The following is an 18,505-nucleotide window of genomic DNA, read 5'->3' as shown; positions in this document are numbered from 1 at the left end:
TCCAAGGGATAAATAATATAATGAGCTTATTTATCCGCTTTGCTCAGTGGTGGCGTTTCTGACACGACCTGCGTTGTAGTTGCAAAAGGTTTAGTGGCAATAGGATAATCCACATCCTTTGGCATAAGCAGACGCATATGAGGGTAAGGAGTAGAAATATTAGCGGCATCAAAGGCACGCTTGATATCTTCTTTTAGACCTTCTTTAATTTTGGGCATGCGCGCGACAGCAGCAGGCTTGACCCAAAAACGCACGATAAAGAACACTCCATACTCACCAATTTCATCCACGGTGGCCGAGGTTTCAGGACGGCTGAGTACTACATCGGTATCAGTAAGCACCTGCAAAATTTCCTTGCGAGCAGTATCGACATCATCTTCAAAGGCGATACGCACACGAATATCGAAACGTATGAAGTTCTTGGAGGTTAAATTGGTCACCTCAGAGGAGGCAACGTTAGAGTTGGGAATAATGACGGTGATGTTGTCTCGAGTCAAAATATGGGTGGTACGTAACGCGATAAGGACGACGCGCCCCTCATTGTCATTGATATGAATCCAGTCACCAACCTGAAAAGATTGTTCGAGTAAAATGGTAATACCTGCAATGAAATTAGCAAGTGTTGACTGGGCAGCAAAACCGACTGCCAAGCCCACAATCCCTAAACCCGCGACCAATGAGACGATATCGAAACCAAATTGCGCCATGACGCTGGCAAGTCCGAGTACCAATAGCAGCACTGACAAGATATTTTGAAGCAGCTGCTCTATAGAAGCATTGAGACCATAATGCTGTAACACCCTATGGATAATCTGTCCAGATGACGCCCAAAGTACATAATAAATACCCGCCCATGTACTGGCTTTTGCAGTGGCTTTGATAGTCTCTGGCTCAAAGTAAATCTGGCTCATAATGGCAATCAGGCTGGCAACTATCCAGATATAACGCAAGACTGAACGAACAATCTTAGTACGGCGCTCATTCAGGCGGATTTTTGTCCTACTTTGCTTAAGGATATAAATGGCAAGCCAATAAAAAAATCCCAACACTGCCAGCAGTATTAGGATTTTGATGGTAGTACTAGCGAGCTCTACCGCTTGAGACGACCAATCAAGTGACTCTTCATCGACAGAGCCGCCAAGCGCAAGGTAGAGGCTAGTATGTAGGTCACGAACAATCTCTTTAAAAAAATCAGTAATACTAGCGATTGCCATTTTTTGGTCCATGCAGAGTTTTTTAAAGTATCTCAAGTCGTCAGTGCTACCAAACACAACATGAGTGATGATTAATACGACACATCCTTGTTTTGAAAGTGTAGCTGAGCTGATGCTTAAAAGCTATCTTCCTGTGTGTCTTGGTACTGATAAGGTATTGCCATTTTGTGTTGAACATCGCGTAACGCGGTACGTAAGCCTTCTAATATCGTAGGATGATAAAAAGGCGTATCGAGCATGGCCTTAACACTTAAATCATTGGTAATCGCTGCCGCTAAAATATGTCCAATATACTCGGCATCAGGACCCACCATACTAGCGCCTAAGATTCTATCAGTTTTTTTACAGCCATAGATATGTAGTAGACCACAGTTGACACCCATTACGCGACTACGGCCTTGATTGTCGAAGCTGACGCTACCGATAACATATTCTAAGCTTGTATCCTGCTGAATGTCTGGTAGAGACATGCCGACGTTAACGATTTGCGGTGAGCAAAACACAATCGAGAAGGGCGTGGCGGGCGGGCGAATATGAGCGGCGTCTTCATTCTCGCAGACCATACTTCCAGCGCTATAGCCTTCATCACTGGCCACATGCAATAGTGGGAGATTGGCGTTGGCATCACCAACGATATAGACATCTAAATCACCAATCTGACCTGTTTTTTTATTCAAGTGCTTTGGACGGTCTTTGTCGTCAAGTTCAACGCCTAAGTGTTCAACTCCCAGCTGCTTGATATTATTGCGGCGACCAGTCGCAACCAGTACATACTCACCTTGCCATTGTCGCGACTCTCCAGCACTGTCTTCATAATCAATGAACGCGGCTGAATGGTCATTATCTGTGGCTGTTTGCACGCCGACATCGTTGATTTTGCTGCCCAAATGCATGGTCAATTCGCGGCTTAAGCAATCGATAGCTTTGTTATTGATATCATCGTCTTTGAGACCTGCAACACGTTTGACACGATTAAACAAAGTTACTTCTACACCTAAGCGTTTAAAGGCTTGCGCTAGCTCTAATCCGATAGCACCTGTACCGACGACGGCCATTATTTTTGGTAAATTTGTGAGCTCAAAGATCGTATCAGAGGTGAGCATGGTGTCACCAAGCTTATCTGCCCAGCCATCTGGAATAAATGGAGAGCTGCCCGTGGCGATAATGATTTTGTCAGCGGCAATCAGCGCATCATTGATTTCAATGAATCCTTGGTTATTGATATGAGCGCGTCCTGAGATTTTTTTGTGATCAGGCCAGCTATCTACTTGAGCTTTGATGTAGCTAGCAAAATGAGCACGCTCGTCCCGAACGCGCTGCATGACTTGCTTGCCATCTATCTGGACGGTGGCATGGACGCCAAATTCAGCAGAGTGATTGGCTTCATACGCACGATCAGCGGCGGCAATCAATAGTTTGCTTGGCATACAGCCGACCGCAATACAGGTGGTCGTCCAGAATCCGTCGTTAATAATAACAACATCATCATGGGTTTTACTGGCTTGACGAAAAGCATTTTGCCCAGCAGTACCTGCACCGATAACGGCAACAGATACTTGGCGAGTAGCTTTGGATGCTGTGTTATCCGCTGCAGTATCGGATTGTTTATTCATATGATTCTCAAGTTATAAGATGTTTAGTATTCAGGGCTGTTTTTTAGATAAGTTTTTTAAGAGATTGCTCTAAAAAATTATTAAAAAACTACTTTTAGCCTCTGATATCCAGCGTTTATTGTAATGATTATTAGCGTCTATTTTAAAATGCTTTTTTATGACTCTTGGTTTTATTGGTTAAGGTGCTAAAGTTTCAAGCAAACGTTCAGTGTAGCCTTTGGCACGTAAATTTCGCTGAGCATGGGTCAGCGTGCCATCTTTATCAAAGACAAAGGCTGAACGGACCAGCCCTAACGTTATTTTGCCGTACATATTTTTTTCTTTAATAACGTCAAAGTATTGGCATAGTTTTTCATCAGTATCGCTGATAAGGGCAATGTTTAAATCATATTTGGTGATGAATTTCTCGTGAGATTCAACACTATCACGTGAGACGCCGATAATGTCATAGCCTAAATCATCAAACTCATGGAGATGAGCAGTAAATTCGGTTGCTTGAGTGGTGCAGCCTGGCGTACTGTCTTTTGGATAAAAGTACAGAATAAGCCCTTTATCAGTATTGGCAATCATCTCTTTGAGATTGATTTCATCATGGATAAAGTTGCCGGCAAGCTTTCGTACTATCGTCACTGGAAAGTCAGGTAAGGTTAGGTTTTCTGTGGTTGGTTTTGCCATTGTAAAATCCTTATTCATTTTTGTTTATGTCAGTACTTATATTCGTGCTTATGTCGATTGGTAATCTATGCTGTGTTCTTATTATAAGCAGATTAGTAGCAATTCATCATCAGTTTTACACTTTGCGCCTGTATTGACAACAAAAAAGACTGGCAATAGCCAGTCTTTTGTATATCAAACGAGATGTGTATTACGCTGGTTTTTGTGGCTGTTTTAAATCTAAGCCAACAGTGCATTGCTGCAAATCTTTTTGCATTTTTTTGACATAAGGCAGTCCAGACGGATCTTTTTTGTCTTGGGCATAGCTCTCAATTTCCCACATCTGACCGATGGTCATGTTGCTACGCACGCCAATAGTGCAATTGCATAGTTTGGTCGCATCGCCTTTGTCAGCGACTTTATACTTGACCGCACCATTAACGCAGGTATTGATGTTATTTTGCTTAATATCGGCAGCGTTTGCTTGTGGCATCACAAAAATGGCAGCTAAAGCTAGGGGTAATAATGGCAACAACTTCATAAATATCCTCTTACGGGTAACATCAATTTTCTAAATTTTGTACTCAAAGTAAAGCAAAAGTACTCATAGTTCGTTGACTAATGTGGTTACTTATATCTTGTGATAAATGCAATCGCTCATACCATAACAAGTATGTGAGTTAAAATACAACGGCGGCGTGCTGTGTTAATGCAAGCGAATGTTTCGCTAATGTTGATTGCTATCACGCTTTCATGCAAGTGCAATTCTATGATTTGTTAGGATTGATAATGAGTTGGGTCAGTGATGCCTGCCTGAGCAAAGCCTTGACGGCGTAGGGCACAGCTGTCACATACACCGCAAGCAAGACCTTGTGCATCGGCTTGGTAGCAAGATATGGTTTGCCCATAATCGACGCCCAATGACAATCCAAGCTCAATGGTTTTTGCTTTTGACAGTTGCTGTAATGGCGTTTGAATGGATAAGTGATGACCGGTAACGCCCGCTTTGGTGGCAAGATTGGCCATATGCTCGAAGGCGGCAATATACTCTGGACGACAGTCGGGGTAGCCTGAGTAATCGACTGAGCTGACGCCAATGACGATATGATTGGCATCGGTCACTTCAGCAACGGCTAGCGCATAAGACAAAAATATCGTATTACGCGCAGGCACATAAGTGTTGGGAATAGCGTCGTTATCAATCTCATCACGCTTTTTATTAGGGAATTTATCCGTATCGCCATCAGGAACAATCATACTGTGATCTGTCAGCGAAGAGCCACCAAGCTGAGCGATATCAATATCAATGATTCTGTGATTGACCCCTGCAGTCTCAGCGATGGATTTTGCCGCGACCAGTTCACTATTGTGGCGCTGACCATAATTAAAACTGACCGCAGTCACCGACGCATAACGTGCCTTGGCCCAATACAAACAAGTCACCGAATCAAGCCCGCCTGACAGTAGCACAACGGCATTTTGGCTTTTATGCAGAGCATTTAAGTCAGTATCGAAGGCTTGATTATTAGAGGCGCTTTGCGAAGTAACATTAGTCATAGTGGTATCTATTATTGGTTTGCGAAATGGGTTTGTGAAAAACGCCTATTTTAGCAAAAATACGCTCATTACAGAACCACGAAGCCATTATAAATACGATATGAAACCTTAATCAGCTCAAAAGAGAAATTTGTTTATAAAAGTGTGGAGCTATTAGCAGTGCTATGGTCGAATGTTCAGCATGCCTTAAGCTAAGCCATAAAAAAGACTGAATATTTAATCTGATAGTTTACTCTCATCTTTTCAATCTGTTAGCAAATTTTGTTATAATCGCTGCTTTTAGAGCCACTGTGCTATTACTTTCTTGCTAAAGGCTTTATTCTTCTATTTTTTAGCAAAATTCCCTTGTAAAGATATTGAGTAACTTATGACCGCAGCAACCTTGTTTACGCCACAAATTACGCCTGAAATCGATGATATGTCAGCTGATACAGGTTTGGATAATCATGCTTGGGACACTGATGGTGATAGTATGGAATATGAGGATGTTGCTGACTATCATACAAATGAAGACAGTATCGCCGCTGCACCGTCAACGTCTACTGAATCAGCAGAGTTCCGTAAATTACAAAAGAAGCTGCGTAGACAAGTATCATGGGCGATTCGTGATTTTAATATGATCGAAGACGGCGATGTAGTCATGGTCTGTGTTTCAGGTGGTAAAGACAGCTATACCTTGCTGGATATTTTACTATTACTCAAGCGTATCGCCCCGATTAACTTTGATATCGTCGCGGTCAATCTCGATCAAAAGCAACCCGGTTACCCTGAGGACATTTTGCCAGCGTATTTGAACGAGCAGGGCATTGCTCACTATATCTTAGAAAAAGACACTTATAGTATCGTTAAGAGCGTGGTGCCAGAAGGCAAAACTTATTGCTCGGCATGTTCACGTCTGCGCCGCGGCTCGTTATACGGTTTTGCTAAGCAGATTGGCGCAACCAAAATTGCGCTGGGTCATCATCGCGATGATATGTTGGCGACTTTCTTTTTGAATTTATTTCATGGCGGCACTCTTAAATCGATGCCACCGAAATTGCTCAGTGATGACAAGCAAAACCTACTTATTCGTCCATTGGCTTATGTCGAAGAAAAAGACATCATTGAATATGCTCGCTTAAAAGAATTTCCAATTATTCCATGCAACTTATGTGGCAGCCAAACCAACTTACAAAGAGCCATTATCAACGATATGTTGCGGGAATGGGATGATGCTCATCCGCAGCGTTTGGCCTCTATTTTTAAAGCCATGCAAAACGTCGCACCGTCGCAACTAGCAGACCGTGAATTGTTTGATTTTGAGCAGTTAAGTCTTGATCGTGATGATAATGAACGTTTGTTTGAAGGAGATAACATCCAAGCTGGCCAGACCGAGAGCTTGGCTGAAATTGGCTTACCTGTATCGCCAAAAACCCAAGCGTTCAATCCGAAGTTTGATCATAAGCTGCTTTCGATAGAGTCTGATAATTCAGCAGAAAACAAGCATACGAATCAGAAGATTCCAACAATAAATCCTGTTATTTAACGATTTGCTTATTCGATATTGTTAAATGACATTTATAAAAAATAGCATAAACCGTTAGTGTAAAAAACCAGCTCATTATTGATAAATGGCTGGTTTTTTTTATGTGTTAATAAATTGAATATTAACAATGTCTATAAAAGTAGTTTCTATAAAATCAACTTTCTGCAAAAACAGGTAATGGGTCAAAGCTAACTTTTGAACGTGGTAATTTCGCCACATCTTGCATACGCCAGTCATCTTTACCATCACTACTTACTTGTAGATAATATTTTGCTTTTAGAGGATCTATATCTACCTGCGCACTGTATTTATTGCCCTCGACATGTTGAAGTACGACATCGTGATCTTTTTTGATGTCGGTTGCATGTGAGATAGACAGATCTAGTTTTTCAGGATAAGCCAGAGGATTGCCATTCAGCAGTTTACCTGATTGCAGACTCTGTTCAGGATAATTTAGATAGAATACGACATCACCATTATCTGCAAACTGCATTTCGCCGTGTAAATCTAAGTCATAAGTCAGCTTGTCACGTGACACATCATGATAAAGCGTCTTACCATCCATATACCAGTCGTCACGTACCACGCTATCCCGAATTTGATAAGAGTAATAAACAAAAAAGATACAGGCCACTACGACAAATGCTGGCATGCCAATAACAAAAATAACCACCATGTAATTCTTATACCATGGCTGAGTATCTTGATGCTTAAAATTTGATGCTGGAGTAGACATAAAATACCTATTAATCAGATATCTGTTTATCAGATATCTATAAACTGTATCAATGGATAAGCTGACAGCGAAACAGCTGCCAGTTTAATGATAAATCGTCCACCTGCTAGCCACTGACTCACAGGTGAAATATAGAATTATATACTAGGGCGCATCCTCAGTCTGAATGAAAGCACCTAAATGGATTAAAAATGGTTAAATTTTGCCAAACAGCTGGTTAATATGCCGATATTATCTGCACTATTTTCCTAGTTTGGCTGCCATTTATCGTATCTCTATTATCACTTTTAAAATGAGGACGCGCCCTCGCTAAGCTATCAATCGCTTATAAAAACCTACTGCCCTTGAGTAGTAAATACGTTTTGTTTACTGACTTTATACTGACCATCTTCACTGGTCACATTTAGGGTCACTGATGTTTGTTCAAAATCGATGACCTTAGGATCGCCATAAATACTCACAGGCATATCAAAGCTTTCACCTGCTTCTAATGGTACATCATTGAATCGCAGCTCCAAGCTCAAACCTTCTTGTGGAGCAAGGGTTATCGTATAGGTATGCGGCTCTTGTGTCTTATTAGTCAGCTTGACGATATAGCTGTTTTCAATCATGCCTTGATTATTCACTGAAGACAACTGATTACGGTCACGGCGAATATCAATCTCTAACGGTACACGGTCCGTCAATGCATAAATAACGCCACCACATAAAATAGTAATAACGGCTAAATAAGCAAATAGACGTGGACTGATGACGCGGGTATTTTCTTTTTCTGACAACTGTCGTTCTGTCGTATAACGAATGAGTCCACGTGGATACCCGACTTTATCCATAATTTCATTACAAGCGTCAATACAAGCCGCGCACTGTATACAAGCGACTTGCAAGCCATCTCGAATATCAATGCCAGTCGGACATACCTGCACGCACATGGTGCATTCAATACAGTCACCTAAATGTTCAGGATGCGTGCCTTTTTTGCGTGCCCCGCGAGGCTCACCGCGCTCATAATCATAAGATACGACCAAGGTATCTTTATCAAACATGACACTTTGAAAACGACCGTATGGGCAGATTTGGATACACATCTGCTCACGCATATAACCTGCATTGACGTAGGTAGCAAAGGTGAAAATAAACATCGACACCCATACCCATGTTGGCCAATCAGGAATAGGAATAAAACCAATGGTTTGCCAGCTTTGATATAAATAATCTGTTCCAGCGACATAACTGACAAAGGTTGCCGCGGTAATCACTGAAAATACCAACCAAATAAAATATACCAAAGAACGTTTAAAGGCTTTTTTTGCGCTCATCGGTTCTTTGTCAAACTTGATACGCTTGTTGCGATCGCCAATCACCCATTTTTCAACATATTGATAAAGATGTGTCCAAATCGTCTGAGGGCAGGCATAGCCACACCAAACACGCCCCGCATACACAGTCACCATGAATAAAGTGAATGCGGCAATAATCGCAAAGGCGGCAATGAAGTAAAAATCTTGGGTCAAAAAAGTCATGCCAAAAATATAGTAATGCTGCGACGGAACATCAAGCCATATTGCTTGCCTACCATTATAACGTAACCATGGCAACAGCAGAAAAGCGGCTAAAAGCGCATACATCGTGACGACACGAATGTTTTGATAAAAACCGGTGACAAACCTAGGGTGAACTCGATGCTTGGTCGCATCAAGGTCAATTTGCTGTACAGGGATTTTATTGGGTTGTGGTGCTGACATAAACGTGCCTCTTTTAAAAAAGAATCAGTTTGCTGGCATGATGAACAAACATCTTTAATCATCAGATGTATGAGTGTGTGATGTTATCAATGTCAGTAAGTAGCGGATAAAATATTGAACAGAAAAATATTTTAACCCATCTACCAAATGATCGATTGCAAATAGCTTAATGAGAATGGATGACTATCTTCTAAATTCGCCACTAATAAGTGGTTTTTAGGTATTATCATTTTAGCATTCTCCCTATTATAAATGGGGTAATAATCTTAAAAACCAATCAATATATCAGCATAATGATCGATATATTGATCGTGCTATATGCAGTATTAAACCGTATTTCATTTACCACTCAAATTTTGATAATGCGGCAGCAGTTTATAAACTCTCATCAAAGAATTTATAAAAAAAGGAGAACTGCAATAACAGTTCTCCCTTTGTCAAATCTTATCCACTGATGCTATGACAACCATCTTTAAATATTAGTTAGCCGTCGTTTCTACAGTGGTTGCTACTTGAGTAGCGGTTGGTGCTTTAGCAGCAGGTTGAGGGGTTTTATCTGATAATGAGTAAACATAAGCTGCAAGCAGCATAATACGCTCATTACCCAGTTTGGTTTCCCACTCAGGCATCACACCAGCACGACCATAACGTAAGGTTTCGCGGATGGTCTCACGATCACCACCATATAACCAAATGTTATCTGTCAAGTTTGGCGCGCCAGTAGAAGTCATACCTTTGGCATCTGCACCATGACAAAGTACACAGTTAGTCGGCTCATTAAAGATTGCCTCACCTTGAGCGACTTGAGCTTTATCAAGCTCGTAACCAGGTTGGTTGCCAGATATTGATAGCACGTATTCAGATACCGCACGTACCCCATCTTCACCGATTTGATCACGCCATGCAGCCATACCACCAACTCGACCTTTATGTAGCGTGGTCAAAATGTTTGACGCTTCTCCGCCATATAACCAGTCATTGTCAGTTAGATTTGGATAGCCTACCGCACCTTTGGCGTTAGAGCCATGACAGACCGCACAGTTCTGTAAGAACAACCGACTACCAACCTTTAAAGCATTCGGATTTTCTGAAAGCTTTTCTACATAAGGTGATAGTTCTGCAGTTTTCTCATCAATTTGAGCTTGCAGATCTGCTGGTGGTGTTTCGCTGCGGCGCATCGTTGCTTGTAACTCAGCAAGTGCCGCTAAGGTCTCTGTCGCACCACTAGCATCCGCTTTTGCTAAAATATTTTTCTCAAAGTTATCCGTAAATACTTTGTTATTACTCTCAAGCTCGCTATATAGCTCGTTCTTAGAGGTCCACGGTACCGTTTCGCCATCGACTTCTACAGTGGCAATACCTTCCCATTTTGATGGGAAAATACCTGGGAAAAATACCCAATAGGCAACACCCCAAGCGATAGAGCCAAAAAATATTACGAGCCACCATTTAGGTAATGGCTTGTCGTACTCTTTGATACCATCATAAGCGTGGCCTGTTGTACCGTCATCTTCTAGTTCTGGCTTGTACTTCAATACCATTAGTAAGACACCGAGGATAGCAGCCCAACACATGATACTTAGTATGGTAATCCAAGAACTCCAAAAAAATGTCATCGTTTATCCTTATTGCGCTGCTTTTCAGACAGAGATTTTATATCCTCGTCATCAAGCGCAAGTTGTGCATCTTCTTCGAAGCGTTTTTTGTTTTTTGGCGAATACGCCCACCATGCAACACCTACGAAGGCAACAAAGGCAGAAACGGTCGCAATTGTTTGTAATTCACCAATACCCATTAGCGCTGTCCTTCCATCGCGGTGCCCAGTTGCTGTAGATAAGCAACCAAAGCATCAAGTTCAGTGGCACCAAGTACAGCATCTGGTGCTCCTTCGATATCTTCTTCAGTGTAAGGTACACCAAAGCGATCACGGAATAGACGCATTTTAGTTTGAACGTTTTCACCATTCACTTCGTTGGTAGCAAGCCAAGGGAAACCAGGCATTACTGATTCAGGTACTAGTGAACGTGGCGCAATTAAATGCTGCTTTTGCCAGTCTTCAGAATAACGACCGCCAACACGTGCTAGATCAGGTCCAGTACGTTTTGAACCCCATAAGAACGGGTGATCCCACGTAGACTCAGCAGCACGTGAGTAAGGTCCATAACGTTCAACTTCAGCACGTAGTGGACGAATCATCTGAGTATGACATACGTGACAACCTTCACGAATATAGATGTCACGACCCTCAAATTCTAGTGCAGTCCATGGCTCCATAGAGGGCAGGGGAGCATTCACCCCACCTTCTTCAGGACCCTTGTTGTCATATATCAATGGTACGATTTCAACTAGCGTTGCAAAGCTAATAGCAATAACGATACCGATAACCAACAAGCCTGTATTTTTTTCAATAATTTCATGCGGTGTACCAGACATGATCGCTCCTTATACGTTAGCTGCTGAAGGTTTATCAACACTAGGTTCATGATCAGTAGGATCTGCGATATCGACAGGCTTACCTTCTGGCATTTTAAGTGTTTTATAAACGTTATATGCCATCACAAACATACCCGATACATACAAGAAGCCACCAAAAGCACGACCAATATATGGGAAATGTGAAAACTCAACTGTATCAACGAAGCTATATACCAATGTACCGTCTGGATTAGTAGCCAACCACATCATGCCTTGGCCAATACCTGAAATCCACATAGATACGATATAGAAAATAGTACCCGCTGTCGCCAACCAAAAATGCGTGGTGATTAAGCTGATAGAATACATCTTAGGTTTGTTATAGATACGTGGTAACAGTACATATAGCGAACCAATGGTAATCATACCTACCCAACCAAGTGCACCTGAGTGTACGTGACCGACTGTCCAATCCGTGTTATGCGATAACGCATTCACTGTCTTAATTGACATCATTGGGCCTTCGAACGTCGACATCGCATAGAACGACAATGCCACAATCATAAAGCGAATGATCGGATCGGTACGTAACTTATCCCAACTACCTGATAGTGTTAGCACACCGTTAATCATACCACCCCAAGATGGCGCAAACAGGATGATTGAGAATACCATTGCTAGAGACTGCGTCCAATCTGGAAGCGCTGAATAATGCAAATGGTGACCACCAGCCCACATATATGACGCAATAAGTGCCCAAAAGTGAACGATAGACAAACGGTAAGAATAAATAGGACGACCAATCTGTACTGGAACGAAGTAATACATCATTCCTAAGAAAGCTGCCGTTAGATAAAAACCTACCGCGTTATGTCCGTACCACCACTGCACCATCGCATCAGTCGCACCGCCAAATAACGAGTAAGACTTAAATGCGCTAACAGGAATCGCCATGCTGTTTACGATATGCAGTAATGCAATCGTAATAATAAAGGCTGCAAAGAACCAGTTAGCCACATAAATATGTGAGGTTTTACGTTTGATGAGCGTACCGAAGAAAACAATGGCATAAGAGATCCATACCAAGGCAATTAAAATATCGATTGGCCACTCAAGCTCAGCGTATTCCTTGGTCGATGTTAAACCTAAAGGTAGGGTAATAACCGCTGATACGATAACGGCTTGCCAACCCCAAAAGGTAAACCAAGCTAAATAAGGCGCAAATAACCTTGTCTTACAGGTACGCTGAACAATATAGTAAGACGTTGCGAACAGGGCAGAGCCACCGAACGCAAAAATGACCGCATTGGTATGTAGCGGTCTTAAACGACTAAATGTCAGCCATGGAATGTCAAAGTTAAGTGATGGCCATGCTAACTGTGAAGCAATGAACACACCAATACTCATGCCGACGATGCCCCATACCACGGCCATTATCGTAAAGAATCTTACGATAGTAATTTCGTACTCACGGTCAACTGGGGCGACTGCTGTGTTTTGTAAACTCATTGGATGATTCCTTTACAGCCCGAATTATCAACAGAATTAACTAACTCTCCGCGCTATCTGCATCATAAAAGTAATAGTCAGATAAAAATAGAATCGCGGCACATGCTGTTTTTTGTCTCGCTTATCACCATAATATTATTAACTATCAATCTAAGCTTTCGCTTTGTATCAGCTGGTATTGAGGCATAAAGGCGTTTTAAACGCACGACACTCACAGCTGGTCGATAGTAGGATTGTTAATAAATCATTAAGGTGAATAAGAAGATGCGCCGTTTTTGAGCATCAAACATCTAAAGAGGTGAAGTATTTATCTTAATTATTACCAAAAATGCTGTACTAATGAAGATAGATACCAATATCCATAGGGCCATAAAAATGTACTGACCATAGACGTATGCTAGCGGCGGCTGACAAAAAAACATGTTTGCGTAATGTTTAGTTAAAACTCCCGACTCTGTTTAAGGGTATTGTAACGCAATCCTAATCAAATATCATCAGAACTATGCGGCAAAATACAAACTCTTTGGTAAAAATCTTAGCAAGCAACTTATTATAGCTGTGCAATCTGTCTATTTTATACCCAATTTTATCACGATTCTAGAAATACATTTTGGTGATAGAGGGACAGTAATTACTACGCTTAGATATCATGACCAGCAGCATTTTTGTAACAATGGCCGCATAAGCACTCTAAATAAGTTTTACTTATCATCAAGTCGACCCTTATAATGAGGCTAAATATAAGTGATGATAGCAGTTTTTGTACTGCTATTATGAGCAACTATTTTATCACTTGATATCCAGTCAGGCGAGTGAGCCAAACAACGGTAGCCTGAAATAACACCAATTAAGGACAATAATATGGCAGTTTTTTTGACAGATGAGTGGTTTGAGCAAGTTGAGCAAATGGGTAATGAGGCAGGCGAGCTAAATTTGCCGCCAGCACTGGCGAATATGATCGTCAATCTAAAAGTATCTGACACTGAGCAAGACATTGAAGCAAACTTTGCAAACGGTTTATTGCATCGCGGCTTGAACGATGCAGCGACAACCACATTGTTGCTTGACCGCAGTATCTTGCAATCAATCATCACTGATTTCGATACCAATGAAATTATGGGTGCATTTATGGGTGGTAAAATTCGCGTTGAAGGCGATATGTCACAACTGATGGCAGTACAAACGGCACGCCCAAGTGCTGAACAAAAAGAGCTATATACTCGTATCAAATCAATGACGACCATGGCTTAATTTTATATTTTCAGGGTTTTATCCTGACGATTGTAAGAAGACAAAAAGCCCCTAATGCTTATTAGGGGCTTTTTATTTGATGATACATTTAATGGTCATTCTTAAAAGTAGCGGATGACTCGTAAAGTAGTTAACTGGCTTTTGATTGCTGCGCTGCACTTTGCTGGTTTTCTTTATAGATGGCAGCTTGTAGCCAGACGTTCGCTTGTACGTAGTCATGCACTTTAATAGAAGCCGTCTCTGGCGTGTTGAGCGCACCGATACGAATCACGAAAGGATCGGCATCTTGTTCGCGTAGTATCACGACATCAAACAGGATAATGGATTTATCATTAAATGTTGTTTCTTGCTTGCCGAGCACCTGACCTTGGCACCATGCTTCATCTTCTTGTCCCAAAGTATCACCAAATAGATAGGCACACATGTGACCTAAGTTGATCTCAACTGGCGCCATTTGTGCTTTGGTCTCTGGTTTCCATTCTTTGATTTGCTCTTGCAGATCATCGGGTATTTTTCCATCATTAGCGGCAACGATGTCGTTAAATGCACGGTGGTAGCGGATCGCTTCTTGATCTTCAATCATGATGACTTCGTTTTGCTCACTTAGCTTAATCTCATGTGCCCAAGCGCTAAAGTTCACAAAGTAAGATGTGTCTCGCTGATATAAATGGCGATTGGTGGTGTAGAGCTGGTCAAAGGCGTAAATAATACTGCCATCAGCGGTACGCAAGCGTAATACAGCATCGTGTGAATTGTCATTGGCAATGATGCGCTCAATCTTACAATTGAGTCCATACGGGCTATCGACACAAGGATAAGCATTGATAAAGCATTCAGGCTTGCCATTTTTCATGGCCAATACTTGATTGATATGACAAGGCTGGTTTTCAGACAGCAATAGGCAGCTGTCTTGAGCGCTGACATTGCTATTGAGACCTTTAGGCATGGCCGCCTTTTCGATCATTTTTTGTAGCCATTCTGGCACGTCATGACTCATGTCATCGGTCAGAATACTCCAATGATCGGCGTGACCTGCAGATTGTTCATCAGTCATGGTGATTTTGGTGGGAGATTGGACGTTTTTATATTGATAATTAATGGTCATGAAGATACTCAAAATTAGTCAGCGTGAGGTTTGGACCTGAAACGGCTATTGCTGGCTATCATAAGGCTCTATTTAACACGATAGATTTATGATAGTTGGCAACGTTGTCATCAGTAAAGGGTCAACAAACCACAATGAATGGTTAATGACAATTGTCCTTAGCATACAATATATAGGTATTGACGCAAGTAATAGCAAGCCCCTCATAAAAAATAGTAACAAAAGCCAGTTTTTTATTAAAAAATACGCCCAGTTTTTGCTAATGACTGGCACATATCAGCCAAATTGTGTCAAACTAGCTCCCTTTTGACGGCTGTCTTTGGCTCGTCTGAAACCCTGTTTTTGTGTTCGATTTATATGTGACTATGACAAGTGCAGGTGTGAGATGCATTTGCTGTTGCTCGTTTTATAGTATATATAAAGTCGCACGTAGATAAGATAAAGAGTTTGAATATGTTTCGTCCTTTAGCGTTGTTTATCGGCTTACGATACACCCGAGCAGAGCGTAGTAATGGTTTTATCTCCTTTATCTCGCTTATCTCGATGATTGGTTTGACTCTTGGGGTTGCCGTATTGATCACGGTGCTATCAGTCATGAATGGTTTTGATCGGGAGTTAAAAACCCGTATTTTGGGTATGGTTCCGCAAGCAACGGTCGTTTCCACCGAGATTATCAGTGATTGGAAGCAATTGGCTGATAAAATTAAAGAAGATCCTGAAGTGGCAGCTGTAGCGCCTTTTATTCAACTGCAAGGGATGTTGACGTCAAACGGTCAGGTTGCAGGGATTATGGTCACTGGTGTCGATCCTGAATACGAAAAAGATGTCTCTATTATCAATGAACATATGGTTCAAGGCAGTATTGATACTTTACAAAGTGGTGAGTTCAATATTGTACTAGGTGAAGAGATGGTACAGTCTCTAGGGCTGCAACTGGGTGATAAAGTGACGCTAGTGCTGCCAGAGGCATCGCCTTCACCAGCTGGCGTGATACCACGATTCAAGCGCTTTACCTTGACAGGTATTTTTACCATCAGTCCAGAAGTGGATAGCCTCATGGCATTTATCCCGATGGGTGATGCGGCAAAACTGTTGCGTCTGCCAGATGGCGCGCAGGGTGTGCGTATGAAGCTCAATGACATCTTTACCGCTCCGATGGCAGCAGAAAAAGCCGCCGCTATTGCCCCTCAGCAATTGTATCCTAATGATTGGACACAAACGCATGGCAACCTATTTGGTGCGATTCAAATGGAAAAAGCCATGGTCGGCTTGCTGCTATTTTTAATTATCTTAGTAGCAGCTTTTAATATTGTCTCCAGCCTAGTGATGCTCGTAACTGATAAAAAAGCGGATATTGCGATTCTAAAAACTTTTGGTGCATCTCCTCGTTTGATTACCCAAGTGTTTATGGTGCAAGGCGTGGTCATCGGTGTGATTGGTACGATTGCTGGTACGATACTGGGCGTGATATTTGCGCTTACAGTGAGTGATATTTTAGGCTTTATTAATCAAGTCTTTAATTTGAACTTGTTTGATGCGTATTTTGTTAATTATTTGCCATCAGAGTTGCGTGTACTAGATGTAGTATTGATTACAGGTGCGTCTTTCGTACTGAGCTTTTTGGCAACTATTTATCCAGCACGCCGAGCGGCTAAGATTCAGCCAGCACAGACGTTGCGTTATGAATAAATGATTTTATATGCCGCTTAAGTTTTTATATACAGTTTAAGTTATCACCAATGCTTGTTAGTTAAAATTAATTTTAATGCAAGTTTAGGCTGATAAATTGTTTGTAGCGCTGAATACAGCATCAATACCAGTATAAATAGAATAAAGGAAAAGCCATGTCTGCCATTTTAGAGGCGAAAAATATCAACAAGATATATGATGAAGGGGCGGTTAGTACGCAAGTATTGACTGGCTTGGATTTGACCGTCCATGCTGGCGAGCGCATCGCCATCGTTGGCACCAGTGGTTCAGGCAAGAGCACTTTGCTACACTTGCTTGGTGGTCTTGATACGCCAACCAGCGGCGAGGTCTGGCTACATGGTCAATTGTTAAATAGCATGAATGAAACTGAGCGCGGTGCCATGCGTAACAAGCATCTGGGATTTATTTATCAGTTTCATCACTTATTAGCCGAATTTACTGCCATTGAAAACGTTGCGATGCCGTTATTGATGCGACCAGAGGTCTCAACGACTTCAGCAAGAGAGCAAGCAATTGCGATACTAGAAAGTGTCGGACTTGAGCACCGTCTGGCGCATAGACCTGGTGAGCTATCGGGCGGCGAGCGTCAGCGTGTGGCTATTGCCCGTGCTTTGGTTACGAAGCCATCGCTCATTTTGGCAGATGAGCCAACTGGTAATTTGGACTATGACAATGCGCAAAGCGTGTTTGGATTATTATCAGAGCTGCAAAATACCATGCAGACCGCACTATTAATGGTGACACATGATCGCAATCTCGCGGCGTTGGCAGATCGTCAGTTATTGCTACGTAATGGTCATTGGGAGCAGTATTAACTGTTTTTTAACACTGCATTTTTTAACGCTTTATTTTTAATAGCGTAAATGGTTATGGTTATGGTTATTAAGTAGTAGGGTGTGTCCTGATTTAAGTCAATTGTTATCTACATGGGCTAAACTTTATCAAACGTCGTTGAACTGAACTGCTGATTAATATTTACTATGATCTGTGTTGTTTCTCTTGTTTAACGGCAATTTGTCTTGCTTTTATCATCATTATTAAATGAGGATATACCCTAGAACGACAAGATTTATGTTCAACAGACCCTAAGTTTTAATAAAAATAAACGCAAAATGGGGCTGCAAAATGCCGCCAATTTATTGAAGAAGGACTATTATGATGGATAGAGATGACGACCCAATCGCTGCTTTTGGCAGTGCCGAAGAAGGCAATGAACCGTTAAAACCCTATATGGATGTGACGTTATTCGAGACAATTGATAAACAGGCACAAATAGACCTATTAACACCCGTTTTTGATGCCATTACTTTGGCTGGCGTTGATTATGATCTAAAAGCTCAAGACAGTGCAACGGGCAAACGCTATACATTACTTAAAGATGAAAAAGTAGTTGAAGTTTTCGTGATGGACACTAGCCTTACGGACAACATCCTCGCAGCCATAGAAAAGAATAAAGAAGCAGAGTGACTGG

At 41.7% G+C, this 18,505-nt stretch carries 17 protein-coding genes; 5 read left to right on the top strand and 12 right to left on the bottom strand.

The features are described 5' to 3' along the window. Positions 1-26: 26 nt before the first annotated feature. The 5 genes from JMW94_RS11260 to queC all read right to left on the bottom strand — a co-directional run bounded on the left by JMW94_RS11260 (position 27) and on the right by queC (position 4,975). Complete coding sequence (locus JMW94_RS11260; protein ID WP_227685491.1) at positions 27-1,214, bottom strand: mechanosensitive ion channel family protein; 1,188 nt, start codon at positions 1,212-1,214, stop codon at positions 27-29. A gap of 116 nt (positions 1,215-1,330) precedes the next feature. Next, positions 1,331-2,827, bottom strand: coding sequence for a dihydrolipoyl dehydrogenase (locus JMW94_RS11255; RefSeq protein ID WP_201604466.1), 1,497 nt, complete (start codon positions 2,825-2,827; stop codon positions 1,331-1,333). A 177-nt stretch (positions 2,828-3,004) separates the two neighbouring features. Continuing rightward, positions 3,005-3,502, bottom strand: a complete 498-nt coding sequence (locus tag JMW94_RS11250; protein ID WP_201604465.1) for a peroxiredoxin — start codon at positions 3,500-3,502, stop codon at positions 3,005-3,007. A gap of 190 nt (positions 3,503-3,692) precedes the next feature. Further along, entirely contained in the window at positions 3,693-4,022 is a 330-nt protein-coding gene (locus JMW94_RS11245; RefSeq protein WP_045445384.1) for a hypothetical protein, read from the bottom strand. Positions 4,023-4,258: 236 nt separating this feature from the next. Next, on the bottom strand, positions 4,259-4,975 hold the full coding sequence (gene queC / locus JMW94_RS11240) for a 7-cyano-7-deazaguanine synthase QueC (RefSeq protein WP_201604482.1): 717 nt from the start codon (positions 4,973-4,975) through the stop codon (positions 4,259-4,261). A gap of 430 nt (positions 4,976-5,405) precedes the next feature. Between queC and ttcA the strand changes: the two genes are divergently transcribed. Beyond that, positions 5,406-6,563, top strand: coding sequence for a tRNA 2-thiocytidine(32) synthetase TtcA (gene ttcA, locus JMW94_RS11235; protein ID WP_201604464.1), 1,158 nt, complete (start codon positions 5,406-5,408; stop codon positions 6,561-6,563). 154 nt (positions 6,564-6,717) lie between these two features. Here the strand turns inward: ttcA and JMW94_RS11230 are convergent, their stop codons facing one another. From JMW94_RS11230 to ccoN, 6 genes are all read right to left on the bottom strand, one after another. After that, positions 6,718-7,299, bottom strand: coding sequence for a FixH family protein (locus JMW94_RS11230; protein ID WP_087813718.1), 582 nt, complete (start codon positions 7,297-7,299; stop codon positions 6,718-6,720). A gap of 335 nt (positions 7,300-7,634) precedes the next feature. Then, a complete protein-coding gene (gene ccoG / locus JMW94_RS11225) occupies positions 7,635-9,044 on the bottom strand; it encodes a cytochrome c oxidase accessory protein CcoG (RefSeq protein ID WP_201604463.1) in 1,410 nt (469 codons plus the stop codon). A gap of 479 nt (positions 9,045-9,523) precedes the next feature. Next, positions 9,524-10,660 carry a cytochrome-c oxidase, cbb3-type subunit III gene (gene ccoP, locus JMW94_RS11220; protein ID WP_087813720.1) on the bottom strand — a complete coding sequence of 379 codons (1,137 nt, stop codon included), beginning with the start codon at positions 10,658-10,660 and terminating at the stop codon, positions 9,524-9,526. Next, entirely contained in the window at positions 10,657-10,839 is a 183-nt protein-coding gene (locus JMW94_RS11215) for a cbb3-type cytochrome oxidase subunit 3 (RefSeq protein WP_201604462.1), read from the bottom strand. The genes ccoP and JMW94_RS11215 overlap by 4 nt, the downstream gene beginning before the upstream one ends. Next, positions 10,839-11,477 carry a cytochrome-c oxidase, cbb3-type subunit II gene (gene ccoO, locus JMW94_RS11210; RefSeq protein WP_045445396.1) on the bottom strand — a complete coding sequence of 213 codons (639 nt, stop codon included), beginning with the start codon at positions 11,475-11,477 and terminating at the stop codon, positions 10,839-10,841. The genes JMW94_RS11215 and ccoO overlap by 1 nt, the downstream gene beginning before the upstream one ends. Positions 11,478-11,486: 9 nt before the next feature. Next, on the bottom strand, positions 11,487-12,968 hold the full coding sequence (gene ccoN / locus JMW94_RS11205; protein ID WP_201560066.1) for a cytochrome-c oxidase, cbb3-type subunit I: 1,482 nt from the start codon (positions 12,966-12,968) through the stop codon (positions 11,487-11,489). Positions 12,969-13,829: 861 nt separating this feature from the next. Between ccoN and JMW94_RS11200 the strand changes: the two genes are divergently transcribed. After that, positions 13,830-14,219: a hypothetical protein gene (locus JMW94_RS11200; protein WP_055123882.1), complete on the top strand. Its 390-nt coding sequence runs from the start codon at positions 13,830-13,832 to the stop codon at positions 14,217-14,219. A gap of 130 nt (positions 14,220-14,349) precedes the next feature. Here the strand turns inward: JMW94_RS11200 and JMW94_RS11195 are convergent, their stop codons facing one another. Continuing rightward, on the bottom strand, positions 14,350-15,324 hold the full coding sequence (locus tag JMW94_RS11195) for a hypothetical protein (protein ID WP_201604461.1): 975 nt from the start codon (positions 15,322-15,324) through the stop codon (positions 14,350-14,352). A gap of 453 nt (positions 15,325-15,777) precedes the next feature. On the opposite strand from JMW94_RS11195, the gene JMW94_RS11190 reads away from it, so the two are divergent. The 3 genes from JMW94_RS11190 to JMW94_RS11180 all read left to right on the top strand — a co-directional run bounded on the left by JMW94_RS11190 (position 15,778) and on the right by JMW94_RS11180 (position 18,501). After that, the gene (locus JMW94_RS11190) at positions 15,778-17,013 is read left to right on the top strand and encodes a lipoprotein-releasing ABC transporter permease subunit (protein WP_055123885.1); all 1,236 of its coding nucleotides are present in this window, start codon (positions 15,778-15,780) and stop codon (positions 17,011-17,013) included. A gap of 155 nt (positions 17,014-17,168) precedes the next feature. Continuing rightward, positions 17,169-17,849, top strand: a complete 681-nt coding sequence (gene lolD / locus JMW94_RS11185) for a lipoprotein-releasing ABC transporter ATP-binding protein LolD (protein WP_045451357.1) — start codon at positions 17,169-17,171, stop codon at positions 17,847-17,849. A 340-nt stretch (positions 17,850-18,189) separates the two neighbouring features. Then, positions 18,190-18,501 carry a hypothetical protein gene (locus JMW94_RS11180; protein WP_226950370.1) on the top strand — a complete coding sequence of 104 codons (312 nt, stop codon included), beginning with the start codon at positions 18,190-18,192 and terminating at the stop codon, positions 18,499-18,501. Positions 18,502-18,505: the final 4 nt, after the last annotated feature.

This window comes from Psychrobacter immobilis (genome assembly GCF_904846185.1).
Classification (GTDB): Bacteria; Pseudomonadota; Gammaproteobacteria; order Pseudomonadales; family Moraxellaceae; genus Psychrobacter; species Psychrobacter immobilis_B.
The sequence above is the reverse complement of the archived record's forward strand: the minus strand, read 5'-3'. Positions and strand labels throughout refer to the sequence as shown.